The following is a 23,772-nucleotide window of genomic DNA, read 5'->3' as shown; positions in this document are numbered from 1 at the left end:
TCGGGCGTTCCGGCCGGAGCCGGATGCACGAGCCGTCATTCAGCCAGAGCCGACCCTTCTTGGGTTGTTTCAGCGGGACTTTAAGCCCCTCCCGCCGCCAGATCCGTTCGTACCACTGCCCGGCAGGCGATTTGCAGCGCAAATCTGCCGAGAGGGGCGCTTGTGGTTCACATGCCAGCCGCTGTTGTTCAGCATCCCGGTGATCATGCGATACCCGTAGCGCCCGAACTCTCGCGTCAGCGCGATGATGTCATCGGTCAGCCGTTCTTCGTCTGGCAGACCGATGGGCATCTTGCGCTGTGTCGAGCGATGCTGTCCCAGTGTGCGGCAGGCCCGGCGCTCAGATACGCCAAGGGTCTGCCGCACATGCTCGATACATCGACGGCGGCGGGCGGGGCTCAGTAGTTTCCCCGGGCGGCCTCGGTCAGGATCATCTTGTCCAGCGTCAGATCTGAAACCGCACGCCTGAGCCGGGCATTCTCAGCCTCAAGCTGCTTCAGCCGTTTGAGCTGGTCCCGGCTCATGCCGCCATACTCTTTGCGCCAACGATAATAGGTCTGCTGCGTCACCCCGATCTGGCGCACGGCATCCGCGATCGAGCTTCCTTGTCCCTGCAGCACTTCAACCTGCCGCAGCTTCAGCACAATCTCTTCGGGCTTGTCTCGCTTTCCAGCCATCGCTTGGTCCTCCTGACATCGGGATAAATCTATCCCAGTTGGTGGACCACTTCAGTGGGGGCACTCCACGGAATGGTGCCATCCGATTGGATGGCACCGTCTTTGAAAGTGCATTAGTTCAGCATTGGTCCTTCGTAGTCTAAATACGCCCTGTCGAACCCTGACAGTTCCACCAGTCGGTCCAGATCGTCGAATGTTACGACACCGCGGCGGAACGTCAGCAGTCCATCCTCGCGTAGTTCCCGCAGGACGCGATTGATGTGTATCGCACTCAACCCCAATGCGTCGGCCAGGTGATATTGTGACACCGGGCATTCAAAGCTGGTCGCGCTGGCCAGTCCAACCAGCTTGAGCCGCGCACTCAATTCCAGAAACAGATGTGCGACACGTTCGGCCGCATCGCGCCGCCCCAGACTGACAAGGCGCTCTACGACGATGGCCTCATCGCTCGACGCGGACCACAGTACGGCGGTGGCCAGGCGCGGACACGTCTGGAAGGCGCCGAGCAGATCCTTTACTTTAACTTCGGACGCTTCCACTTTTTGGATCGGTTCAATGCTGTGATCGGCAGTCCTGAACAGGACACTCCGCAGCCCGATAAAGTCGCCTGGTATCTGAAAACCTACAATCTGACGCCCGCCGCTACGCAGGATTTTGTAAGAGCAGACCCAACCTTTCGCCAGAATGAAGGCGGAGGGAGATGACTGTCCTTCATAAACCATCTCGATCTTATCAGCGAAGGTTCGCCGGTTTTTGTGGAACTTCGCAAGAATTTCAAGTTCAGGCTCTGACAGAGAAACATAGGCACCAAGCTTCCGCACGAGCGGACTGTTCTGGATGCTCATCGCTTGATCGCCCTTTCTCGCGCAGAATAATCCGGGGCTGAACCCCGACACGTCTTTGCAATCTGCATCTTAAAGAGCTGCGTGGGACTGCTTTGGATTAGCTACGGTTACAATATTTCTGCGATACTGCCACGAGCAATCTAAGCGACAAGTGTTGTCGTGCCTACGTAATGGTCACCCCTGAAAGGAAACTATCGCATGTCGTTGCTAAACGACGTCTCCGGCACGGCCGCGCTCGCCATCTGCGAGTCGCTGCTGCTTGCTCTCAACGACGGAGGTGTCTTGCCGGAAAAGGACATCGTTGATGTTCTGAGAGATGCAGTGACGACCTTGAACGACGTCCCCGGTGATGAAGCCACGGTGGCTCTTAATGCCGCCGCCGCAAAGGTGATCGTCGGAATGATCGATGGAGGAAACTCCGTCCGCAGGCAGTGAACGTATTGCGCGCGGGCCCACTTTGGGAGCGCGGCGCGATTAAGGCCTGTCTTCTAGAGGTTAGCAGTTTCTCGACTCACGCACGACGTCGACTGAATCGAAAAGGATGACGAATGGCCAGTCCGCCCAAGCCGAGAGAAAACAAGATGACTGAGCCCAGAGCCGAAACGACGTTGGAAAAGACGACGCGGGTTGCGGTGAACATCATACAAACAGAAACGGAGAGACGCCTGCTCAAGACGGCCCATCTTCGCAAGGCGCGCTTGGAGATGGCCGCGGACGAAGCCGACGAGGCCGTCCCACACAAAGCCACGGGCGCGCACAGAAAGCCACCGCATAAAGCCGCCGTGTGACGTTGCGCTCCAAAACTGAAGGTGCACGGCAGCCCAACACACCAACGCCGCCCGGCGGGCGGCGCATTTCAATTGGGAGAACGGACCTTGATCGAATTCACAGTGAATGAAAGCACCATAAGCATAGACATGTCCGATGACACGCCACTTCTGTGGGTGCTGCGCGACGAATTGGGGCTGACTGGCACAAAGTTCGGCTGTGGTATCGCGCAATGCGGCGCCTGTACCGTCCACGTCGATGGACAGGCCCGAAGGTCCTGCGTCACTCCTCTTTCGACGCTTCAAGGCAGCAAAGTCACGACCATAGAGGGACTCGCGGCAACTGCCGGCGGGGATGACGTCCCAGGAGGTGGAGTAGCTCACCGCGGGCCTCGCGCTTTCGAGCGGGCCGAGCTGGTCAGTCGCTCTGCGCAGCAGGCAGGCTGACACTGAGACCATCGCAGACGGGCGCGAGCGTTTCCAGCGTCATGTATCTGGCGCGCTGGACGGTCCACTCCTCGGTCTGCTCCATCAGGATCGCGCCGACGAGGCGCCGGATCGAAGCCTCGTTCGGAAAGATGCCGACGACATCCGTCCGCCGTTTGATCTCGCCGTTCAGCCGCTCAATCGGATTGGCGCTGTGTAGCTTGGTGCGATGCTGGGCCGGGAAGGTCATATAGGCCAGGACGTCTTCCTCGGCCGTGTCCATGAGCGTGGCGAGCTTCGGGAGCTTGCCGCGCATCTGGTCCGCCACGAGACGCCACTGTGCCTTCGCCGCCGCATGATCCGGCTGGGCGAAGGCGGTGGCAATGAAGGCCGAGACCACCCGGCGGCTATTCTTGCCGGCATGGGCGAGCGCATTGCGCTGGAAGTGGACGCGGCAGCGCTGCTTGGTCGTGGATAGAACCCGAGCGGTGGCGGCCTTGATGCCCTCATGCGCATCGCTAATCACCAGCTTCACGCCACTGAGGCCGCGGCGGACGAGCTCGCGCAGGAACTCGGTCCAGAAGGGCTCGGCCTCGGAGGCGCCGATCGCCATGCCCAGCACCTCGCGCCTACCGTCGGTGTTGACGCCCACTGCGAGCGTGACCGCGACCGATACGATCCGCCCGCCTTGGCGCACCTTGAGATAGGTCGCGTCGATCCAGAGGTAGGGCCATTCCCCCTCGATCGGGCGGGTGAGGAAGGCGTCGACACGCTCGTCGATCTCCTCGCACAGGCGGCTGACCTGGCTCTTCGACACCCCGGTGCCACCCATGGCCTGCACCAAGTCGTCCATTGATCGCGTCGAGACGCCATGGACATATGCTTCCTGGATCACGGCCGTCAGGGCCTTCTCAACAGATCGCCGCGGCTCGAGGAACGAGGGGAAATAGGAGCCGGTGCGCAGGCGCGGGATGCGCAGCTCGACGCTACCGGCCCGGGTTTGCCAGTCTCGATCGCGATAGCCGTTGCGCTGTGCAAGCCGCTCGGAGCTCTTCTCACCATAGTCAGCACCGGTCTTGGCGCCGACCTCCAGTTCCATCAGCCGCTCGGCCGCAAAGCCGATCATCTCGCGAAGCAGGTCGGCATCGGCGCTCTTCTCTACCAGCGCACGCAGGTCCATCATGGGTTTGGTCATCGGGGTCGTCTCTCGGTTCAGGTTGGCTCAGCAACCCGACCCTACCGAGAAACCCGATGGCCACCGAAAGCTACACCACGCCCTGGGACGTCACCCCGACCGATGAATTGGCTCAGCTGTAGGGAGACGCGCGGCCATACAAATTGCGAAAATCGAAACTGTTATCTTCGGCTCTCTTCCAAGCTCGGAAAGCAAGCGTTCAGCCATGCCGCTGAGATCATTGTGACCGGAGATTGGTAGTTGAAATCTAGTTCACACCAGTTCCAGGGTAGGTGCTGATGTGTTGGTGCGGCGGACTGAAAATTTCGTTTGAAAACTAAAACGTATCGATGTCCGCACAGGTATCAACCAAGAACGTCTCAGCCATCCAGACATCACGTTGCATCAGCGTGAAATACGGGCGCTCGTTTTTCAGAGCTCCGTCGTCCCGGAACCGCCGCAATAGCTTGTTGACGTATATCGATGTGAGACCGACGACCTTTTCAATCTCGACGTGAGACATAAGTATTTCGAAACGGTTGCCCAGACCGATCTGCACTGCGTGGGACCGAGAGCAGATTTGCAGCAGAAGAACTTGAGGGCGTCTGCTGCACTCATCGAGTTGAGGCAAGACCGCCTAGGCTCTGCCGGGGATCACTCGAACCACATAGATCAGCAAGCAGGCACCAGCTGCGCCGACGACCAATTGACCGATCCAGCCGCCAAGCGTGTTGCCAAGGATCGCATACAAAATCGCGTTCAGGACCAACGCACCCAATATCCCGAGCACGATGTTCATCAACAAACCCATCTCTGGCTTCATGATCTTCTCGGCGATCCACCCGGCCAGTGCGCCGATTATCAGCGCCCCGATCCAACCTATTCCAGCCATTGTTCTTCGTCCTTCTCGAATACCCCGTGACCGGGGATTGAATTGGTCCAGCACGCTCTACTACGGTCGAGTCTTCCATCGGCGGAGCAGTTCGGAGGCCGGAATTGAGAAAACTGCCGCCAAAGGTCCGGCGGCAGCAATTTATCCAAGGTCCATCGCATCACGATGGGTTTGGGCATCAGCTGTTGTATTCTGGCTGCGCTTTCAGCGCGTCTTTTGTCGCTTCTATGTAGACCCGCAAATCGCCATCGCCTTGCAGGATTGTCAGTTCTTCCATCGTTACGGCGACATGGCGTTCGCCCATACCCAGAAAACCACCCACATTGATCACAGCGCGGTCGATCATGCCATCGTCGGTCAGAAGCAGCTCGCCGATTTCGCCTATGCCCTCGTCTTCTGATCCATAGACGCGGGCCCCTGTCAGCATCTCGGTTGTCAACTGCTCCATGTTTGCAGCCTCATAGCCTTCGCGCGTAACGGCAGGCGCGGTCAGCTTCATGCGCTCGTCGGAATTGCGCTTGCCGGCATTTGCCTCCATCTCCCCGTTTGCTCCACGATACTCGGGTGCGTCTGCAACGCCCGCTTCGCTCGAGCGCACTACGATGAAATACTCATCTGAGGCTTCCCCATCCGAGAGAAACTGCAGCTGGGACATATCTATGGCGACCTCACGCTCGCCCATACCAAGGAAGCCACCCACATCGACAATCACCGAGTCGACGCCGCCCGACCGGGTCAGAACGATCTCGTGAATCTCTCCGATGTCGTCCCATTCGCGCTCACCCTCCGGCGGCAGCATACCATCGCTCATGTCCATTTCGGAAACGTAGACGCTGCTTCCGATCAACGCAGACGCGTTGAGATTCGCTTCGGCATCGAATTCCATTTCGGAGAACGCCGCCGTGTGACCGTCGGCGTAGGCGACACTAGTCAGTGCAAGCGCGGTCGCCGCGCTGGCTAGCATAGCCACGGTCAAGGAGCGTGTCAGTCGGTGCTTTGAACTTGTCATTTAAAGATCCTTTTAAGATTTTCCCAAATACTTCCAAGATCGAGGATTCTCGACAAACCGCGTATTGCGTTGTTCGATCCATTTTTCGATATCGGGCTGGGTCGTTTCACGCCAGCAGAGTCGGGCGCTTAGCCTGACATTGCCTCAGAATGTGGGCAGTTTTACTGATACACATCGGTAAATCGAAAACTCTCAATCAACCCAAAGACTATTTGAAAATAATCTAAAGTCGGCGAAAACCGGTTCAAAAGGCTAGTCGATAATTGAAATTAAAATACTTGGAACATCAGAGGCGGTGAGCCTCGCATCAATTTCGAGAAACGCATTCTCCAGAACATGGTCCTCGCATGCTCTCGACTGTACCGGCGTATCGAAGATGGATACACCGGCCTGGGCTTGGGGTTTGCTCGCTTGATGAGAGGCGCAACGGTTTCTTCGTCCTGTTCGCCTCGGTTACCACGTCGCACACCAATGCAGCCAAGGGCTTTGTCAGAGGAACTTGGCTTGAGGCGGGGCAGGGCGCTGGCTAGCGTCCCCGCATGATCAAACCCAGCCCTTTCAAGTTTTTCAAAAAGTCGCCTGCGATCATCCGACTTGCCGTAATGTTGTACGTCCGGTTCCCACTGTCGCTTCGGAACGTCGAAGATTTGCTGCACGAGCGTGGTGTCGACGTCAGTCACGAGACCGTCCGGTTCTGGTGGCATCGCTTCGGCCCGATGTTCGCATCCGAGATCCGGAAACGCCGGATTGAAGGCATGCGTTCCAGCCGCTGGCGGTGGCACCTCGACGAGATGTTCGTGAAGATCAACGGCGAGAAACACTATCTATGGCGAGCCGTCGATCACGAAGGTGAGGTACTCGAAAGCTTTGTGACGAAGACGCGAGACAAGAAAGCCGCGTTGAAATTCTTAAAGAAAGCAAAGCGGAAGCACGGTCAGCCCGATGTCATCGTTACGGACAACCTCCGGACCTACGGTGCAGCGCTGAAAGTAATCGGAGCAGGCGACCGGCAGGAGACGGGACGTTGGCTCAACAATCGTGTGGAAAATCCACACCTCCCATTTCGACGACGGGAGCGGGCGATGCTCCGTTTCCGGCGCATGCGAAGTCTTCAGAAATTCGCCGCCGTCCACGCCTCTGTCTCTAATCACTTAAATCAAGACCGCAGCCTCTCCAGCCGACCCCACTTCAAGGCTAACCGCGCTGCCGCTCTCGCCGAGTGGCGCGCTCTTTGCGCGACATAAGGGTCAATGCCGCTGCCCTTGCTGAGACGAGTTCGAATTGGTCTGACAGCACCGTTCGGTCTGGTGCTCGCCGCTGAGGTCCGCAATCGTCGGTCACGTCAGACCTCGTCGACACAGTGTATGTCGTCGATGATTGTACCATCGCGGTATTCTGAATGGGCGACAATCCGACCTTGCACGCGTGGCGGAACGGACTTCGTGGCCGCCGCCTGCGCCTTGGCGGCAAGGTCTTCGATGGTCAGGATCGGCAAACCCGCCTTGGCGAGGCGATCCGACAGGTCCCGACGCGCCGGGTTGATCGCCAGTCCGGCTTCGGTCACGACCACATCGACCGAGCGTCCGGGAGTCGTCAGCGTGGTGACGTGGGGCACGATCTTGGGAAAGCCCGCCGCGGTCAGCCGTGTTGTGATAAGGGTCAGCCGCGCGCCCTGAGCCGCGTCTGCATGCCCGCCCGATCCGCCGATCAGCACGCCGCCCGCGCGGGTTGTCACGTTGACGTTGAAGTCAAGATCCACCTCGGCCGCGCCCAGCACCACCGCAGACAATCTGTCAACAACCGCGCCGCCGATATGGGGCCCGGCATAGGCGGCGGCTGACATCGCCATATGATTTGCATTGCGGCTATAGGAGGCGACGGCGGCCAGGTCGAAGCACTGCACGTCCATCAGAGCTCGAAACAGACCGGCCTCCAGCATCTCGACGTGGAAGCCGGTGATGCCGCCGCAGGCGAAGCTGCCGACGATCCCGCGTGCGCGCATTTCGCGGCCGACCGCAGCGGCGGTTGCGAGGGAAATGCCGCCCGCGCCGGTCTGGAACGCGAAACCGTCCTCCAGAAGCCCGCTGGCCGCGATGACGGCGGCGGTGTTCCTTGCGATGCCGAGACTTAACGCGTCGGTGGCCGGGTTGGTCGCGCCGGAGGCGATACCGCCGGGATCGCCGATGGAGGGGATCACGGCGACGAAATCGACCTTGTTCTGGGGGATGTCGATGGGTTGGGCCGGGAAGGGGACAAGGGTGTCAGTGACGGCGACGACATGGGCCGCCCGTTCCACATCGACCATCGGGTAGCCGAGCGTGCCGCAGGGCGCGCGGCCCGTCCGGCCAGAGAGGTTGCCCAACTCGTCTGCAGCCGGCGCCGCAACGAAGGCTACGTCGATCGGCATCTCGCCCGTGTCGATGGCGCGGGCGCGCCCGCCATGCGAGCGAAGCGTAACGGGCTCGGCCAGTGCGCCCCGGCTGATCGCCTCGCCAACCGGGCCGGAGATGAAACTGGCGGAGATGCGCCCGATCACGCCCGACCGGATATGCTCGACCAGCGGCGCATGGACCGGAAAGAGCGAGGTGACCGCGAGATGCAGATCGCGCAGACCGGCCTCGGCCAGCATGTTCACGACCGTGTTGATGACCGCGTCCCCATTGCGCAGATGGTGATGAAACGAGATCGTCGCGCCATCCTTCAGCCCGGTCGCGGCGACGGCATCCGAAAGGCTGGGCAGGCATTTGCTGGCTGCAAGCTCATGCGTGTGGATCGACCCCTCAGGCATTGATTTCTCCGGCGCGCGCAAAAATGCGGTGCGCCGCCTCCTCGACGGGCTTGTCGATCATCTTGCCGTCCACGGCGACCGCCCCTGCGGCGCCTTGCGCCACGACATCGAGCACACGCCGCGCCCAGTCGCGCTCCGCGTCGCTCGGTCGGAAGACCTCGTCGGCAGGCGCGACCTGCGCCGGGTGTATCAGGAGCTTGGCGCCGAACCCGAGGCGCCGCGCGGCCCCCGCATCCTCCCGAAGCCGCGCTTCGTCCTGCACATCCGTTGTCACGCTGTCGACAGGCGGCAGGGCGCCCGCAAGTCGCGACAGCGCCACGAGCCGCGACCGCGCATAAAGCAGCGCCTCCCAGTCGGTTGCCGCACCGAGATCGAGCGCGAAGTCAAGATGGCCGAAGGCTGCGCGTCTTGCCGCAGGGTGGCTCAGGAGGTCGGGCACCGCTTCCAGGCCACGGACGGTTTCGATCTGGGCAAGCACCTCGATCTCCCTGCCGGTAGCCTCGGCGACCCATGCCAGTGTATCAACGGTTTCTGCCTTGGGGACCATGACCGTAGCGGCTTCAAGGTCGGCAAGGAACGTTTTGTCCTGATTGAAGTAAGGCGAGGCGACATCGTTGATCCGCACGACCACGCGGCTCCAGTCGAGCGACGCTCCGAGGATCGCCTCCCGCGCCGTCGCCTTGGCCTCGGGGCGGACCGCGTCTTCGAGATCGAGGATCACCCGGTCCGCGCCTGAACCCAAGGCTTTCTCGAAGCGATCAGGCCGGTCGCCGGGTACGAAAAGGTAAGTGATGGGGAGCGACATGACCCGCGATCCTTGTCACACGGTGCGGCCGCCGTCGACCTCGAAGACTGTGCCGGTGATGAACTCGGCCTCGTCCGACGCGAGGTAGAGGCAGGCATTGGCGATGTCCTGCGGCTCGGACATCCGGCCCAGCGGGATCGTGGCGACGAATTTCGCACGATTCTCCGGCGTGTCGGGCACGCCCATGAAGCTTTCGAGAAGAGCGGTCGCGCCTATCACAGGCGCTACGCAATTCACCCGGATCCGGTCTGGCGCGAGTTCGACGGCCATGGATTTCGACAGCAGGTTCACCGCCCCTTTGGTCGAGTTGTACCAGGTCAGCCCGGGTCGGGGGCGGATTCCGGCGGTCGAGCCGATGTTCAGGATCACGCCGCCGCCCTGCTCGCGCATGACGGGTACGCAGGCGCGGGTCATGTGGAAAATCGAGCGGACATTGATGTCGTAGAGGCGCTCGTATTCCTCTTCCGTGACGTCGAGCATCGGCTTGTTGCGATGCGTCCACCCGGCATTGTTAACGATGATGTCGAGCGAGCCGCCATGGTCGCGTGCCGTCTTTACAGCGGACTCGATGTCGGCCGCGCGTGTCACATCGCCCTTGACCGATGCGCCCCCGAAACGGTTTGCCATCTCGGCCGCGCCGTCGCCGTTCAGATCGAGGATCGTAACCGCCGCGCCCTCCCGCGCGAAGGTTTCGGCGATGGCGGCCCCGAAGCCCGAGGCCGCCCCCGTCACCAATGCCGATTTGCCGCTCAAGCGCATGGTCTCAAAGCATCCCGATCTGTTGTTGCAGGCCGAGATTGTCGATGGCGGGCCATTGTTCGGCGATCATGCCGTCTTCCATCCGGAAGAAGTCGAGCACCATGACGTCGAACCGGCTGTTCGAGGCCGGATAGTCGCCGAAGGGGCCCGAGTGGACGCCGCGGAATCGCAGATGAACAAGCACCTTGTCGTTTTCGGCGATCACGTCCTGAATATCCAGTTCGACCTCGGAGAAGGCGCCGAGCAGAACGTCGCCGAGCGCCAGGACACCCTCGGGACCTTTCACGTCGAAGGGCAGGGTGGTGTCCTGCCGTACGTAGGTCGGCGCGACATTGGCTTCCAGCCAGTCCTTGTCCTGCGTCGCGAACGCTTTGAAGTAGTCGCGCGCGCGCTGCTTGTTGGCGGCGATGGTGTCGGTGCCAGTCATGTCTTTCATGTCCCTGTCTCCTAATCAGGCTGCGCTGCGGGCGCTTTTGGATGTTGCGATGGTCTCGAACCCGGCGCGCGGGAAGTGAACGTGTAGCCGCCCGGCCTCGGGGCTGTCGATCGCGATGGCGACTTCCTGCGTGTCCGCGCCGACGAGCGTGCCGGTGACCGGGACGCGCGCATTGTCGTCGGGCGTCACGCTGACGTCAGCGCCGAGTGCGATGCCAGAGGGATCATTGTCGCCCAGCGCCGGATCGGCGGGCGTGGCGGCCTTGGCAACCGCCACGGCCTCTTCCGGCGTCATGTCGGTCTTGTTCCCATGCCCGATGGCGGCGATCCGGTCCATCCAGGCGACGACCTCTGGCGCCAGACGAAGCTGGGCGTCGATCGCGTCTGCGCCGCAATTCGCGCGGAGAAGCCAGAGAGAATGGTGGCAGGTCAGATCGGCGGCGCTGAGGCGGTCGCCCGTCAGATATTTCCCGGTCTCGCGCAGCATTGAGGCCAGCCAGTCGGCAAAGGCCGTCATCTGCTGGACATAGGCCGGCAGCATCGGGGCCATCCCGTTCTTAGAGATGTCGTAGCCAAGGTAATTGTCCTTGCGGTCCTTCAGGAACGCTTCGGGCAGATGCTCGCCGATATGGTCGACCAGAACGCCGATCGCCGGTTTCCATGTCGAGCGGTCCCACCAGAGCGACAGCGCCTTCGAGAGGCCCTCGCCGGTCGGGTAGAGCGTCGGTTCTGGCCGGATCCGCTCCAATGCGCGGAAGATCACCTCGGTGTCGCAGTAGATATCGGCACCGACCTGCAGGACCGGCACCCTGCGGTACCCGCCGGTCAGCGTGTCGAGAAGCGGGCGCGGCGGCACGGCTTCGACGATAACCGAACTCCAGTCCAGCCCCTTGTAGCCGAGCGCCAACCGGATCTTCTCGGAAAAGGGGGAAAGGTCATAGTGATGCATGATGATGTCGGACACGGGTGGCTTCCTCCCTGGATATGTCATTTGTGCCGTTGGCAGGAACGTATCACCGCGCTCCGATGGCGCGGTAAGACCGTTTCTCTCCGGTTCCCATAGGCAAATCTTCTAGGCGTTCACTCTGTGTGCACGGACGGGCGGACCGAACTCTGCGCGCAGAAGCGCGTCGTGGGCACCAAGGGCGGGCACAGGGCGATACACCGGATCGTCTCCGCGAATGACCGCGCCCGGCGCCAGCATCTCGATCTCGCCCGCGCTGGTCGTGACCGAAATCAGCCGGTTCTGGGGATGGGCCATCAGGTCGTCGAGGTCCGACAGTCGCCCGAATGCGATCCGGGCCGCTTTCAGGCGGCCGATCATCTCGTCTCTTGAAACCTGGGCGAAACCCTCCGAAACGCGGTCTTCAAGGGCGGGCCGGTTGGCGACGCGCAGCGAGTTCGCGGCAAAGCGTGTATCGGTCGCGAGGGTCGGATCGCCGAAGACGTCCGTGCAAAGTCGCTGCCATTCGCGTTCGTTCTGGATCGAGATCAGCACCGCCTTGCCGTCGGCGCAGTCATAGGCGCCATAGGGCGCGATGGTGGGATGTTTCAGGCCGACGCGAGCGGGCGGTTTGCCGCCGTAGCGTGTCTGGAGGTAAGGAACATTCATCCAATCGGCCATTGCGTGGAAGAGCGACACGTCGATCGCGCGGCCGCGGCCTGTGCGCTCGCGCGCGAAGAGCGCTTGCAAAATCGCCTGAAATGCCGTCATCCCGGCCGCGATGTCGCAGACGGAGACGCCAACGCGGGCCGCGCCATCCTCGGTGCCGTTGATCGCGCAGAGCCCGCTTTCGGCCTGAATAAGCAGGTCGTAAGCCTTCTGGTCGCGATAGGGACCCTCTTCGCCGTAGCCTGAAATCGAACAATGGATCAGCCGGGGAAACCGCGCCAGAAGCGTGTCCGCTCCGAAGCCGAGCCGGGCGGCAGCACCGGGCGCGAGGTTCTGGATGAACACGTCCGCGCCCGCAATCATGCGATCGAGAAGAGCGTGATCATCCGGTTTCTTCACATCCAGCCGGATCGATTCCTTGCCGCGGTTCAACCAGACGAAATAGGCGCTTTCGCCGTTCACCAGCGCATCGTATCCACGCGCAAAGTCGCCCTCCACGCGCTCGATCTTGATGACCCGCGCGCCCGCATCGGCGAGCCTGCCCGAGGCGTAGGGTGCGGCCACAGCCTGTTCCAGGGCCACAACCGTTATTCCGTCAAGATCCAGCATGGGATGCGTGTCCTTCGTGTTGCCAAGACCGGTATCCCAGTTTGGCAGGCGGGTCGGAAATACCCTCTTCCTCCCTGTGCTAGAGGAAATTACTATGGCGTGGGGAGGCGCATGCATGGATATCAAGCAACTGAGGTATTTCATCGCCATTGCCGAAGAGGGGTCGCTCTCGGCGGCGGCGCAGCGGGTGAACGTCGCCCAGCCTTCCCTGTCGCAGCATGTGCTGTCGCTCGAAAGGGATCTCGGCGTGAAGCTGTTGGAGCGGAGCCCGCGTGGGGTGTCACTGACGCAAGCTGGTGAGGTGCTGCTGAGCCACGCGCGCGAAATCGTCGTCGCCCTCGAAAACGCGGTCGAGGCCGTTCGTCGCTCGGGCTCGGAACCGTTGGGCGATGTCAGCTTCGGCTTGCCGAGTTCGGTGTCGATGGTGCTGTCGGTCCCGCTCGCCGAGACGGTGCGGCTGGATCTGCCGAAGGTCCGTCTGCGCGCCATCGAGGCCATGAGTGGCTTCATTCAGACGTGGTTGGAAGACCAGTCCATCGACCTCGGTATCCTCTACGACATCAGCGGGGTCCGGCACCTGACACACCGCCAGCTCATGACCGAGGATCTGTTCTTCTTCTCTGCGCCCGATGCCTGGCCTTTCGAGACGCGGGAGGGCACGGCTGTCCGGCTGTCCGACCTTGCTCCGGTCGAGATGGTGCTGCCGTCCAAACATCACGGGCTTCGGACGATGATCGACCGCTTCACCCGAAGCCAGGGTGTCCAGCTGAACGTGGCGACCGAAATGGATGCGCTCAGTCAGATCAAGACCATGGTGTCGCGTGGCTCGGGCTACACGATCCTCGCGCCCGCAGCCGCCATCGACTTCGTGGAGCGTGGCGAGTTGATCATGGCCCCGATCGTCGAGCCGCGGATGACCCGGCCGGTCTATCTGGTACGCAATCCGGCGAAACCCGTGACCACAGCCAGCCGCGAATTGGAAAGGATCACCATCGAGGTCATCCGCGATCTGGTTGCGCGCGGCATTTGGCGGGCCGAGGATCAGCCCGAAATGACCCATGCCTAATGTGAGGCGCCTTGGCTGGAATGGTCCATGGATGGATGATCCAGCGTCGTCTCATCGAAGGTGTGGCGTAGGATAACGCGGTCGCGGCGCGGCTCGGTCAGGTCCAGCGTCAGCGTCCAGTCGCCCAGCATCTGAAGGTCCAGTCGGACCGAATAAATCCCCGGGCTTTCCGTGGCTTTGGACGCAACCGGGGGGATGTTGTGCGCCATCGGCATCGACCGCATGTCCGGCTTGACCGTAAAGGCGGCGCCCTCGACCGGCACGCCGCCCTCTGAGAGTGAAATCTCACAGTTGAATTGCATCTCTGTGTCCGTCGGCGCACACGTGGCCTCTGCCAGAAGGCGGTCGCCCAACGCCGGGGTGGCGAGACAGGCAAGGATGGCAAGTTTCAAGCGGAACATGCCGCTATCTCCCTTTCTTCGGGCGTGGGGCAGGGCGGCGCCATGGGGCGCAAACGTCGGTCAAAGAGTGCAAACGCGCGGTCGGCGAGCGTCAGTGCGGCTTGGCTGTGCTGATCCGTGAGCAGCATGCCGATACCTTCCGTGCGCAGGTTTTCGAGCATCGCGACCACTGCCTTGGCGGCGACAGGGGAGAGCCCGAGTGTCGGCTCGTCCAGCATCAGCAATCGCGGCTGTGGCATAAGGGCACGCGCAAGGCTCAGCATCTGCGCCTCGCCCCCCGAGAGAATTCCGGCGGGCTGGTCCTTGCGCGTTTCAAGGATCGGGAAGCGGTCGAACATCTCCTGCATCACCGAGGCACATTGCACGGCGCCGCCCCGGCCCGCGCCGAGCAGCAGCGCTTCTTCGACAGTCAGCCTTGACGCCAATAAACGCCCCTCGGGCACTAGGGCCATGCCTTCGCGCGCGTGAAAGGGGCGGTGGGTCACGTCGCGCCTGTTCCAGCGCACGCAGCCGCCCGCCACAGGCGAAAGCCCGATCAACGCCCTGATCAAGCTGGATTTCCCGGATCCATTGGGGCCGGTCAGGACCACGATCTCTCCGGGGTTCACGGTGAAACTGGCCTCGTCGATCACCGCCGCTCCGCGCCATGCGACGGAGAGGTTCCGCACGTCAAGCATCCACAGGTTCTCCCATGAGACAGGTCCGGATCTCGCGGCTGTCCAGTACCGCGGAGGGGCTGCCAAAGGCGATCTTCCGCCCCGCACGGAGCACAACAAGGTCCGCGCAAAGCGCGCGCAGCATGTCCAGCCGGTGCTCGACAAGCAAGACAGTGCGCCCGGGCATCAGGTGTTCGATCAGGATGCGGCTCAGCCGGTGTGCCTCGTCCTCCGACGCTCCGGCCGAGGGTTCATCAAGGAGCACAACTGTCGCGCCGGTGGCGTGAGCCCTCGCCAACTCGAGAAGCCTGAGTTCGTATGGCGTCAATGCGTCTGGCAGCGCATCTGCCCGATGCGACAGGCCGAAAATGGCCAGGTCGTCGCGCAGGCGACCGTCGCGGTGACGTCGGTCCGAGCGTCCTCGAAAGATGGCCTGTGTCGCATGCACCGCCACCCGCATGTTGTCGATGACCGACATCCGCCGATACACGCGCGGCGTCTGGAACGTGCGAACGAGGCCCAGCCGCGCTCGCTCGGACGTGGCGAGATGTTCGATCGGCTGGCCGTCGAGAGCAATCTTGCCGTTTGCCTGATAATGACCGGTCAGGACATTGATCAGGCTCGATTTTCCTGACCCGTTCGGCCCTGCGACGCCCAGGACTGTTCCGGACGCAACCGACAGATCGAGCCCGTCGAGCGCGGTTACGCCGCCGAAGCGCAGCGTCAGCCCCGTGATGTCTAGCGACGCGCCCATGCCCGCACTTTCGCAACAAGTGTTTCGTCCAGGAGCCCTCGCGGCCGCAAGATCAGGATGATCGCAACGAGACCGCCGAAGACGATCATTCTGTATGCGGCGAGCGCCCTCAGCGACTCGAGGAGCCCGATGTCGATCAGCACGCCGAGGATCGGGCCAAGCGCCGTTCCGAGGCCTCCGATCAGTCCGTAAGCGACCGCGTGAACGCCGGTCATCACGCTGAACTGTGCTGGTTCTACATATGTGGCGAAGTGTGCATAGAGCCCGCCGCCCAACCCGGCGAGCCCGCCCGCTGCCGCAGCAGCGCCAATCTTCCAGCGAAGGACGCGGACACCCTGCATGGCAGCAAGGATCGGGTCTTCGCCGACCATGCGAAGCTGTGCCATCACGTCCAGGCGCGCGGCGAGACCGATGAGGGCGATCACGGCCAGCAGCAAAGTGGCGATAACGGCCAGATACGGTCCCGGCTCGATGCCTGCCTCGTAAACCCAGCGGATGTCGCCAAATCCGTTCGCACCGTCGGGACCCGTAAGGTAGCCGTCGACATCTCGCTGGTAGTGAAAGACATTGAGGGCTGCGCGGGTCAGTTCCGCAAAGGCCAGTGTCGCGATGGCGTAATGAACACCGGTGAACCGCGCCGCAGGCCAGGCGATCAGCGCGCCGATGCCGGCTCCAAGGACAGCGCCCCAAAGCACGGCGGCGGTGAAAGGCCAGGCCCAGACAGCGCTTGCGATACCCGCGGCATAGGCACCGATCGCGAAATAGGCCTGCTGCCCGAAGCTGATTTCCCCGCCGAGCAGCAGGATCCAGGCCGAAAGGGCGAGGAAGGAAAACAGCCCGATATTGGACAGGACGGAGACGAGATACGGGTCCATCTCAGAGCTTCCTCTCAGCACCGGTCTCGCGCATGCCTGCCAGCCCGCCCGGCAACGCGATCAGGCAGAGGAACAGCAGCCCGAAGACCACGATTTCGCGCGCGGCGGCGCCAAGGTACCACTGCGCCTGCGCCTCGACGATGCCAAGCGCCAGCCCGCCCAGAAGCGCGCCGCGGAGCGAGCCGAGACCGCCGATCATCATCGCGACCAGCCCCTTGATCGTGGCCCAGAGTCCGAACTTCGGCGAAACCTGGCCATCGGTTGCGGCGATCAGCAATCCCGCCACCGCGCCGATGAGCGCGGCAAGACAGAACGTCAGGAACGCGACGCGCTTCGTGTTTACGCGTGAGACCGCGGCGGCCTCGGCGCTGTCGGCAAGCGCGCGCATCTCAAGCCCGAAATGACTGCGATAGATCAGTCGGTGCAGCAGAAACAGCGCGATCCCGGCCACCGTCAGGACAAGGATGTCGTCGCCGTGAAGGATGAGCCCGACAAACTGGACGTCCAGCAGCGGTGGCAGTGTCGGAAACGCTGTTGTGCGCCCCGGAAACGCCAGCGCAACACCTTGTTCAAGCTGCATCCAGAGCGCGAAGCTTGACGCCATCGACGCCAGCGCCGCGTCGCCCCGGATCGCCGCGAAGGACAACCGTTCTACGTAAATAGAAGCGACCAGCGCGCCCGCGAAGGTCGCGATCGTCGCGCCGATCAGGCCTGCCGACCATTGCGCATTGACCCATGCGCCGAGAAACACGCCGACCATGATCGATGGCCCGAAGGCGATGTTGAGACGCCGCATCACGCCGAAGATCAGTGTGAACCCGATGGCGAGGAGGGCATAGGCCGACCCCGCCGCGATCCCGTCCATTGTGTTCTGGGCGAGATCGAGCATGCGTCAGCTGGCCTTTCGAGCGCCGAGATAGGCGCGCTGGATCACCTCGTCGTGGTCGACTGCGCCCGGCTCGCCGCTGAAGGTGACGCGACCCTGTTCGAGAAGGTAGAACCGGTCGGCGTATTTGAGCGCCATGTGCGCATTCTGCTCGACCAGGAAGATCGTCCGGCCTTCGTCGCGCAGGCCGCCGATGATTTCGAAAATCTCCTCGACGATGATCGGGGCTAGGCCCGTCGACGGCTCGTCCATCAACAGGATCTTCGGTCGCGCCATCAGGGCCCGTCCGACGGCGAGCATCTGCTGCTCGCCACCCGACAGCGTGCCGGCCATTTGCTCGGACCGCTCGCGAAGGCGCGGGAAGCGGGTCAGCACGTCCTCAAGATCGCCCTCGATGCCCCCCTTTTCCTTGCGCCGCGAGAAGGCACCGGCAATCAGGTTGTCCCGCACGCTCATATCCGGAAAGACCAGGCGGTTTTCGGGCACCGTGACGATGCCCTTCGACACGATCTGATGCGGCTTCAGACCAAGGATTTCCTCGCTGTCGATCTTCATCGACCCGGCCTGCGCTTTCAGGATGCCCGCGATCGTCCAGATAAGCGTGGTCTTACCGGCACCGTTGGGGCCCAGAAGGCAGGTCAGCCCGCCATCGTGAATGTCGAGCGACACCCCCTTGAGCGCGGCGATCTTGCCGTAAGAGGTCTTGATGTCGGCGATCTCAAGCACTGGCTCTCTCCATCTTCTCGTCATGGCCGCTGCCCAGATAGGCTGCGCGGACCTGTGGATCGTCCTGGATTTCGCGCGGAGTGCCTTCGGCGATTTTCTGGCCGAAATTCAGCACGGCGATACGGTCGGTGATGCCCATGACAAGCTCCATCATGTGCTCGATCAGAAGCACCGTCACACCGCGGTCGCGCACCGCGCGAATGCGCTCGGCCAAAAGCTGGCCGTCTTCCTGACTGGCGCCCGCAGCCGGCTCGTCCAGCAGCAGCACCCGCGGGTTCGACGCGAGCGCGCGCGCCATTTCCAGCCGCCGCATTTCGCCGAAGGACAGGTTGCCCGCCAATACGTCACGCTTTGAATAAAGCCGCGAGAACTGGAGAAGCTCGTCGACGCTGGCGCCATGCTCGCCGCCGGGCTTGAACCAGCGCGACAGGAAGTGCTCGCGCCGCTGTTCGTGCCCATTCTGTGCGACCCAGAGATTCTGGGCGACTGTCAGGTTGCCGAACAGACGGATGTTCTGGAACGTCCGTGCAACGCCGCGGGATGTGCGCGCGTGCTGGGGCATTGCGGTCAGGTCCCAGCCATCGAGCGTCACCGTCCCGGTGGTCGGCGTGTAAAGCCCGGTGATGAGGTTCACGGTCGTGGACTTCCCCGATCCGTTGGGCCCGATGAGGCCGAAGATCTCGCCTTCCCTGATCGTGAGCGTCACGCCATCGACCGCGCGGACGCCGCCGAAATGCTTGGAGAGGTTTTCAAGCGTCAGCATCACTCGGCCTCCTTCAGTTCGAGTTTGTCGGGTCCGCGGCGCTTGAATAGCCGGGGCATCCGTTCGCCCAAAAGCCCCGTCGGACGAAAGTTCATCGCCAGCACGATGAGCGCGCCAAAGAGTAGCGAACGCCAGTCGCCAAGAAAGCGCAGACCCTCGACCAGGAAGCCCTGGATAAAGATCACGGCGATCAGCGTGCCGAAGACCGAGCCGAGGCCGCCAAGGATCGGATAAGCGATGGCGAAAGTGGCGAGGAGCACGCCGAAGACCGCGTGCTCGATATGGGTCACCGTGTGGGCGTAGATGCCGCCGCCCATTCCCGCCACCAGCCCGCCGAGGGTCATCGCGCCGACCTTCACAGCGGTCAGGTTCAGCCCAATGGATTGCGCGGCGGTCTCGTCATGTCCGACCGCGCGAAGCACGGCACCAGCACGGGTGTTGTCGATCCACCAGAGCGCCCCCATCACGACCGCGACGACGATCCAGATGAAGCCGGTGACGTGCCAGATCTCCCAGCCGTTCTCCGGAAAGAAGCGGATCGCACGGAAGCCCTCCGCACTGTTCGGTCCGATCAGTTCGCCGCCGCGCTCCACCTGCCAGGAAAAGTTGAAGAAGAAGAGCCGCACCATCTCGCCAAAGGCCAGAGTCGCGACAACCAGCATCAGGCCCTTCACGCGGAGCGCCGGGAAGCCGACGACGCAGGCGATGGCGGCGGTAACGAGGCCCGCCACGATAATCGCGGGCAGGATGTGGAGGCCGAACATCGCCGTGCACATCGCCGCGACGTAGGCGCCAATGGCGTAGAAGCCTGCCTGAGCCATGCTGACCTGCCCGGTCAGCAGGACGACGTAGGCCGAAAGTCCCAGAAGCGTGTGAACGCCGATGATCTGGAGAAGGCCGAGGTAGAAGTCCATTGTCCGTCCCTCCTAGTCGCGCGTCTGGGCTGAGCCGAAGAGGCCGCCGGGACGCAGGGTGAGGAAGATGAAGAGAAGCAGCATCACGTAGATATCGCGCTCGGTGACGCCGCGCAGCAGCAGGAAGATGTTCTCGGCCGCACCGACGAGAAGCCCTCCGATGATCGCGCCGGGGATCGAGCCCAGACCGCCGATCACCACGACGATCAGGCCCTTGACCGTCAGACCCATGGCGATGACGGGCGACAGGACACCGACGGCGGCGGCAGTCATCGCGCCGGCGATGCCGCCAAGAACGCCCGCGATGCCGAAGGTCATCATGTTCACGCGAGTGACGTCGATGCCGCAAAGCTGCGCCGCGCGGGGCTGCTGGCTGACCGCCCGCGTGGCAAGGCCAAGCGGCGTGCGGTATAGCAGCCAGAACAGCGCGGCCATGGCGACAACGCACATGAAGAAAACGAAGAGCAGGTCGCCCCGCACCCAGACATCGCCCAGCTCGATGATCGCATCGCGGAAGACCGATGGATAGGGATAGGGCAGGCCGTGGCTGGCATGGATCACCACCTCGTCGATGAAGAGCAGCATCCCCACCGAGGCAAGCAGCGACGCCATCGGATAGTTGGACGGGGTGAAGCGGAAACAGCAGAGATAGACGACCAGTCCGATCAGCCCCGATCCGAGGGCAGAGGCGAGGAAGACCAGCGCCGGGTGCGCGTCGAACATCAGGAAGACGACGAGGCCGATATAGGTCCCCGCCAGAGCAGCCGCTCCGTAGGCGAGGTTGAGCTTGCGCATGACCCCGAAGATCAGGGTGAAGCCGATGCCGATCAGCGCGTAGGTGGTGCCGAAGAGAAGGCCGTCCACCGTCGACTGGATCAGGTCGATGAAGAAGAAATAGTCCATGGGTCAGCCCCTCAGGTTCGGCGAAAGAAAGGCCCGGGCACGAGGGAGGACGCGCCCGGGCCAGATCGGATCAGCTGCCGGGATTGTGCAGCACTTCCCACTTGCCGTTCTCGGCGTCGACGAAGACGTAAGGCTTCACCGCTTCGCCATCGGGCATCCGCTTGTTCATGCCCAGAAGGCCCGGCGCCTCGGTCAGCGCTGCAAGGCCGTCGCGGATCTTGCGGCGATCCTCTTCACGCGAAGCGTCCGTGCCCTCGATTCCCGCGGCCTCGATCACGTCCTTCAGGATCATGATGTTTTCCCAGGCGGCGGCGCTGTGCAGGTCGAGCTGTCCACCATTCGCCACAACCGCGGCGGCTGCGCTCTGGGCTCCCTCGTTCACCGGCGCGAAAGAGGTCGGGATAATGATGCCTTCGGCTTCGTTTGCGCAGCCGGTCAGCGTTTCCAGCGACGAGGACGAGGTGAGGCCCACCAGCACTTTCGGTTCGACCCGCTGGCGCGCCATTTCCCGCAGCATCCCGCAGGTGGTGAAGGGATGCGCAGAGATCGCGACAACGTCGGGCTCGGCACGGCGCATGCCGCGTGCCTGGTTGCTGAAGTTGGTGTCGTTCAGGAGCCACTGGGCCTCGCCCACCACTTCGAATCCATGGTTCTCGGCGGCCTTCCTCATCACCTCGTACCAGGTGAAGCGGGAATGGGCGAAATCTTCCTCGACGCCGCCGTAAATCGTCTTGGCATCCGGGTGCGTTTCGCGGATCCAGGCGAAGAGGCTGTCGTACATCGTCGACTCGGACGGCGTGTTGCGGAACACCCATTCCGAGATGCCGGCAAGGCCACCCTTGATCGCGACGTCGGTGAAGACCGGGAATTGCAGCCCGGTGTCGCCCGCGTCGTCGACCTTGGCCTGAAGGATGCCGAACAGCGGTTCGGCTACGTTCGAACAGGTCGGGCCGACTGCGACAAGCGCATCGGTCGAAGCGATGCGGCGCAGAACCGAAATACCCTCCTCGGCATTGCAGCGGTCGTCGTAATACGTGGTGACAAGCGACGCCTGGGATCCATCGGCCAGCGTCACACCGCCTTCGGCGTTGATCTTCTCGACAGCGGCGGCCATCGCCGCGCCCGAGTTTTGGCCGAAGATGCCGACTACACCTGACGAAGCGCCGAATCCGGCAATATTGATGGTCTTGTCCTGAGCGACGGCAGGGCCAGCGGCCAAAGCCAGCAGCGATGCGGTCATGAGCGTTGAGAATTTCATGGCAGTCCTCCATTTCCGTTTCAACCGGCGGATGGCGGTGCCTGAGACGTCGTGCCCTCCCTTGTGCCGGTGGCCGGACAATGGCGGGAGGTGGCGATTGATTTCAAAGACGGAAATCCCATGCCGATTAGAGCTTTTTTCTATATCGCTATCTGCGGAGCTTTCGGCTCGGGGGCGAAACTCAGCGAATTCAATCGTTTTTGAGGCGCTCCGTGGATGTATTCGCTTGTCCGGAGGGGCGCTACGATGAGCGGTATAGGTGTTTCCTCTGGCGTTTAGACTGCATTCATATTTCCGGATCCGATCCGCACGCGCGAGTGTGCGGCAACTCTCGGCATCACGGAAGGGCGGCTCGGACATGGGCGACAGATTGAAAGACAAGGTGGTTTTCTTCTCGGGCGCGGGTGCCATCGGTGCCGGCTGGGGCAATGGAAAGGCCGCTGCCGTGGCGATGGCGCGCGAAGGCGCCAAGATCTTTGCGCTCGACATCAACAAGGACGCCGTCGAGGAAACCGCCAAGATCATCCGAGAAGAAGGTGGCACGGTCGAAACCGCTGTCTGCGACGTCTCGAAAGCGGACCAGGTGGAGGCTGCCGTCAATGCCTGCATGGAGGCCTTCGGGCGCATCGACGTGCTCGACAACAATGTCGGCATCATCGACCCGGGCGGGCCGGAGGATCTGACTGACGAACAATGGGACCGGCTGATGGCGATCAACGTCAAGTCGATCTACCTGACCTGCCGCAACATCCTGCCGATCATGACCAAACAGGGTGGCGGGTCGATCATCAATATATCGTCCATCGCCTCGACGCACAGCCTAGGCTACAGTTGCATCAGCTATTCGGCGTCCAAGGGGGCGGTGAACGCCTTCACCCGCGACATCGCGCTGAACTACGGGCCGAAGGGCATCCGCTGCAACTCGATCCTGCCGGGGCTGATGAACACACCCTTGATCCACGCTGGCAACGTCACAGCCGTCTACGGCTCGACCGAGGCGATGGTGAAGGCGCGCGATGCCCTTGTGCCGCTCGGACAGATGGGCGACGGATGGGACGTCGCCTGGGCCAGCGTGTTCCTGGCCTCGGACGAGGCCAAGCACATCACGGGCATCGAATTGGTGATCGACGGCGGCATCACGCTCAAGGTCAAGTGAGGAGAGGCCCATGCATCTCTATATCAACACCACGTCGCCTTTCGTCCGTCTGGTGCGACTCGCCATCGAAGAGAAGGGTCTCGCAGACAAGGTCGAGCTGGAAATCGTCGATCCCTGGGCTGACCCCGAGGTCTTCCTCAAGGCCAACCCGGCGGGCCGCGTCCCGACGCTCACGACCGATGACGGCCATGTTTTTGCCGAGGCGCATCTCATCTTGCGCTATCTTGACGAGGTCGCCCAGCCGTCCATCTACCCGTCGGACGATCTCGCCCGCACGCTCGAAATCGCCGCCCCTGCACTGGGCGCAGCCGAGGCGTCGACGGCCATCATCATTGGCCGCAAGTCGAGCGACAAATTCGACACCGACATGGTCGGCTCCAAGCGGTTTCGCAGCATCGCAAGCGGTCTCGCCTGGCTTGACGCCAACCTGCCGCGCGACTTCGCCGATCGGCCCGACATCGCGAACTTCGCCGCCGTTACGCTGATCGACTACGTGGTCTTCCGGTTCACCGATCGGGACTGGCTGGCCGACCTGCCGAACCTTCGCGCTTGGCGCGAACGGCAAAAGGGTCGCCCGTCCGTCGAAGCCACCATGCCTTATATCTGAGCTCTGGGG

27 protein-coding genes and 2 pseudogenes are annotated in these 23,772 nt (G+C 62.5%); 7 read left to right on the top strand and 22 right to left on the bottom strand.

What is annotated here, in order from left to right:
* A pseudogene (locus BW990_RS21115) lies at nt 1-677 on the bottom strand (transposase); the annotation flags it as partial.
* A 113-nt stretch (nt 678-790) separates the two neighbouring features.
* Nucleotides 791-1,522 (bottom strand): Crp/Fnr family transcriptional regulator, encoded by a 732-nt coding sequence (locus BW990_RS17090; protein WP_076449937.1) that lies wholly within the window; start codon nt 1,520-1,522, stop codon nt 791-793.
* A gap of 198 nt (nt 1,523-1,720) precedes the next feature.
* Between BW990_RS17090 and BW990_RS17085 the strand changes: the two genes are divergently transcribed.
* From BW990_RS17085 to BW990_RS17075, 3 genes and pseudogenes are all read left to right on the top strand, one after another.
* Complete coding sequence (locus tag BW990_RS17085; protein WP_076449936.1) at nt 1,721-1,957, top strand: hypothetical protein; 237 nt, start codon at nt 1,721-1,723, stop codon at nt 1,955-1,957.
* Between the two features lie 113 nt (nt 1,958-2,070).
* Nucleotides 2,071-2,310, top strand: a complete 240-nt coding sequence (locus BW990_RS17080) for a hypothetical protein (RefSeq protein WP_076449935.1) — start codon at nt 2,071-2,073, stop codon at nt 2,308-2,310.
* 87 nt (nt 2,311-2,397) lie between these two features.
* Nucleotides 2,398-2,637, top strand: a pseudogene (locus BW990_RS17075) ((2Fe-2S)-binding protein); the annotation flags it as partial.
* Nucleotides 2,638-2,707: 70 nt separating this feature from the next.
* Here BW990_RS17075 and BW990_RS17070 read toward each other — a convergent pair.
* The 4 genes from BW990_RS17070 to BW990_RS17055 form a co-directional block, all read right to left on the bottom strand.
* Nucleotides 2,708-3,910, bottom strand: coding sequence for an IS256-like element ISPebe1 family transposase (locus BW990_RS17070; RefSeq protein ID WP_076449934.1), 1,203 nt, complete (start codon nt 3,908-3,910; stop codon nt 2,708-2,710).
* A 316-nt stretch (nt 3,911-4,226) separates the two neighbouring features.
* Nucleotides 4,227-4,448, bottom strand: a complete 222-nt coding sequence (locus tag BW990_RS21950; protein WP_159441683.1) for a cyclic nucleotide-binding domain-containing protein — start codon at nt 4,446-4,448, stop codon at nt 4,227-4,229.
* Between the two features lie 78 nt (nt 4,449-4,526).
* Nucleotides 4,527-4,781, bottom strand: coding sequence for a GlsB/YeaQ/YmgE family stress response membrane protein (locus BW990_RS17060; protein WP_076449932.1), 255 nt, complete (start codon nt 4,779-4,781; stop codon nt 4,527-4,529).
* 178 nt (nt 4,782-4,959) lie between these two features.
* Nucleotides 4,960-5,790, bottom strand: a complete 831-nt coding sequence (locus tag BW990_RS17055) for a PRC-barrel domain-containing protein (RefSeq protein WP_076449931.1) — start codon at nt 5,788-5,790, stop codon at nt 4,960-4,962.
* Nucleotides 5,791-6,329: 539 nt separating this feature from the next.
* On the opposite strand from BW990_RS17055, the gene BW990_RS17050 reads away from it, so the two are divergent.
* Nucleotides 6,330-7,034, top strand: coding sequence for an IS6 family transposase (locus BW990_RS17050; RefSeq protein WP_076449930.1), 705 nt, complete (start codon nt 6,330-6,332; stop codon nt 7,032-7,034).
* 98 nt (nt 7,035-7,132) lie between these two features.
* Here BW990_RS17050 and citF read toward each other — a convergent pair whose 3' ends face one another.
* The 6 genes from citF to BW990_RS17020 form a co-directional block, all read right to left on the bottom strand.
* A complete protein-coding gene (citF, locus tag BW990_RS17045) occupies nt 7,133-8,578 on the bottom strand; it encodes a citrate lyase subunit alpha (protein ID WP_083950690.1) in 1,446 nt (481 codons plus the stop codon).
* Complete coding sequence (locus BW990_RS17040) at nt 8,571-9,383, bottom strand: HpcH/HpaI aldolase/citrate lyase family protein (RefSeq protein WP_076449928.1); 813 nt, start codon at nt 9,381-9,383, stop codon at nt 8,571-8,573. The genes citF and BW990_RS17040 overlap by 8 nt, the downstream gene beginning before the upstream one ends.
* A gap of 15 nt (nt 9,384-9,398) precedes the next feature.
* A complete protein-coding gene (locus BW990_RS17035; protein ID WP_076449927.1) occupies nt 9,399-10,142 on the bottom strand; it encodes an SDR family oxidoreductase in 744 nt (247 codons plus the stop codon).
* A 4-nt stretch (nt 10,143-10,146) separates the two neighbouring features.
* Nucleotides 10,147-10,569, bottom strand: coding sequence for an ester cyclase (locus tag BW990_RS17030; RefSeq protein WP_076449953.1), 423 nt, complete (start codon nt 10,567-10,569; stop codon nt 10,147-10,149).
* 24 nt (nt 10,570-10,593) lie between these two features.
* Nucleotides 10,594-11,541: a glutathione S-transferase family protein gene (locus BW990_RS17025; RefSeq protein ID WP_076449926.1), complete on the bottom strand. Its 948-nt coding sequence runs from the start codon at nt 11,539-11,541 to the stop codon at nt 10,594-10,596.
* Nucleotides 11,542-11,649: 108 nt separating this feature from the next.
* Complete coding sequence (locus BW990_RS17020) at nt 11,650-12,948, bottom strand: CaiB/BaiF CoA transferase family protein (protein ID WP_327214193.1); 1,299 nt, start codon at nt 12,946-12,948, stop codon at nt 11,650-11,652.
* Here BW990_RS17020 and BW990_RS17015 point away from each other — a divergent pair.
* Nucleotides 12,914-13,864, top strand: coding sequence for a LysR family transcriptional regulator (locus BW990_RS17015; RefSeq protein WP_076449922.1), 951 nt, complete (start codon nt 12,914-12,916; stop codon nt 13,862-13,864). The genes BW990_RS17020 and BW990_RS17015 overlap by 35 nt on opposite strands.
* Here BW990_RS17015 and BW990_RS17010 read toward each other — a convergent pair.
* From BW990_RS17010 to BW990_RS16965, 10 genes are all read right to left on the bottom strand, one after another.
* Nucleotides 13,861-14,265 (bottom strand): FixH family protein, encoded by a 405-nt coding sequence (locus BW990_RS17010; RefSeq protein WP_076449921.1) that lies wholly within the window; start codon nt 14,263-14,265, stop codon nt 13,861-13,863. The genes BW990_RS17015 and BW990_RS17010 overlap by 4 nt on opposite strands.
* Complete coding sequence (locus BW990_RS17005; protein ID WP_076449919.1) at nt 14,253-14,942, bottom strand: ATP-binding cassette domain-containing protein; 690 nt, start codon at nt 14,940-14,942, stop codon at nt 14,253-14,255. Before BW990_RS17005 ends, BW990_RS17010 begins: the two co-directional genes overlap by 13 nt.
* Entirely contained in the window at nt 14,935-15,675 is a 741-nt protein-coding gene (locus BW990_RS17000; protein WP_076449918.1) for an ABC transporter ATP-binding protein, read from the bottom strand. The genes BW990_RS17005 and BW990_RS17000 overlap by 8 nt, the downstream gene beginning before the upstream one ends.
* A complete protein-coding gene (locus BW990_RS16995) occupies nt 15,660-16,550 on the bottom strand; it encodes a branched-chain amino acid ABC transporter permease (RefSeq protein ID WP_076449916.1) in 891 nt (296 codons plus the stop codon). Before BW990_RS16995 ends, BW990_RS17000 begins: the two co-directional genes overlap by 16 nt.
* Nucleotide 16,551: 1 nt before the next feature.
* Nucleotides 16,552-17,439, bottom strand: coding sequence for a branched-chain amino acid ABC transporter permease (locus BW990_RS16990; protein ID WP_076449915.1), 888 nt, complete (start codon nt 17,437-17,439; stop codon nt 16,552-16,554).
* Between the two features lie 3 nt (nt 17,440-17,442).
* Nucleotides 17,443-18,162, bottom strand: a complete 720-nt coding sequence (locus BW990_RS16985; protein WP_234990293.1) for an ABC transporter ATP-binding protein — start codon at nt 18,160-18,162, stop codon at nt 17,443-17,445.
* Nucleotides 18,155-18,925 (bottom strand): ABC transporter ATP-binding protein, encoded by a 771-nt coding sequence (locus tag BW990_RS16980; protein WP_083950688.1) that lies wholly within the window; start codon nt 18,923-18,925, stop codon nt 18,155-18,157. The genes BW990_RS16985 and BW990_RS16980 overlap by 8 nt, the downstream gene beginning before the upstream one ends.
* The gene (locus BW990_RS16975; protein ID WP_076449910.1) at nt 18,925-19,839 is read right to left on the bottom strand and encodes a branched-chain amino acid ABC transporter permease; all 915 of its coding nucleotides are present in this window, start codon (nt 19,837-19,839) and stop codon (nt 18,925-18,927) included. The genes BW990_RS16980 and BW990_RS16975 overlap by 1 nt, the downstream gene beginning before the upstream one ends.
* 12 nt (nt 19,840-19,851) lie before the next feature.
* Complete coding sequence (locus BW990_RS16970) at nt 19,852-20,742, bottom strand: branched-chain amino acid ABC transporter permease (protein WP_076449908.1); 891 nt, start codon at nt 20,740-20,742, stop codon at nt 19,852-19,854.
* 70 nt (nt 20,743-20,812) lie between these two features.
* Complete coding sequence (locus BW990_RS16965; RefSeq protein ID WP_200798071.1) at nt 20,813-22,411, bottom strand: ABC transporter substrate-binding protein; 1,599 nt, start codon at nt 22,409-22,411, stop codon at nt 20,813-20,815.
* Between BW990_RS16965 and BW990_RS16960 the strand changes: the two genes are divergently transcribed.
* Nucleotides 22,383-23,156, top strand: coding sequence for an SDR family NAD(P)-dependent oxidoreductase (locus tag BW990_RS16960; protein ID WP_200798070.1), 774 nt, complete (start codon nt 22,383-22,385; stop codon nt 23,154-23,156). The genes BW990_RS16965 and BW990_RS16960 overlap by 29 nt on opposite strands.
* A gap of 10 nt (nt 23,157-23,166) precedes the next feature.
* A complete protein-coding gene (locus BW990_RS16955) occupies nt 23,167-23,763 on the top strand; it encodes a glutathione S-transferase family protein (RefSeq protein WP_076449902.1) in 597 nt (198 codons plus the stop codon).
* Nucleotides 23,764-23,772 lie beyond the last annotated feature (9 nt).

The organism is Roseivivax lentus, from assembly GCF_900156805.1.
Classification (GTDB): domain Bacteria; phylum Pseudomonadota; class Alphaproteobacteria; order Rhodobacterales; family Rhodobacteraceae; genus Roseivivax; species Roseivivax lentus.
The sequence above is the reverse complement of the archived record's forward strand: the minus strand, read 5'-3'. Positions and strand labels throughout refer to the sequence as shown.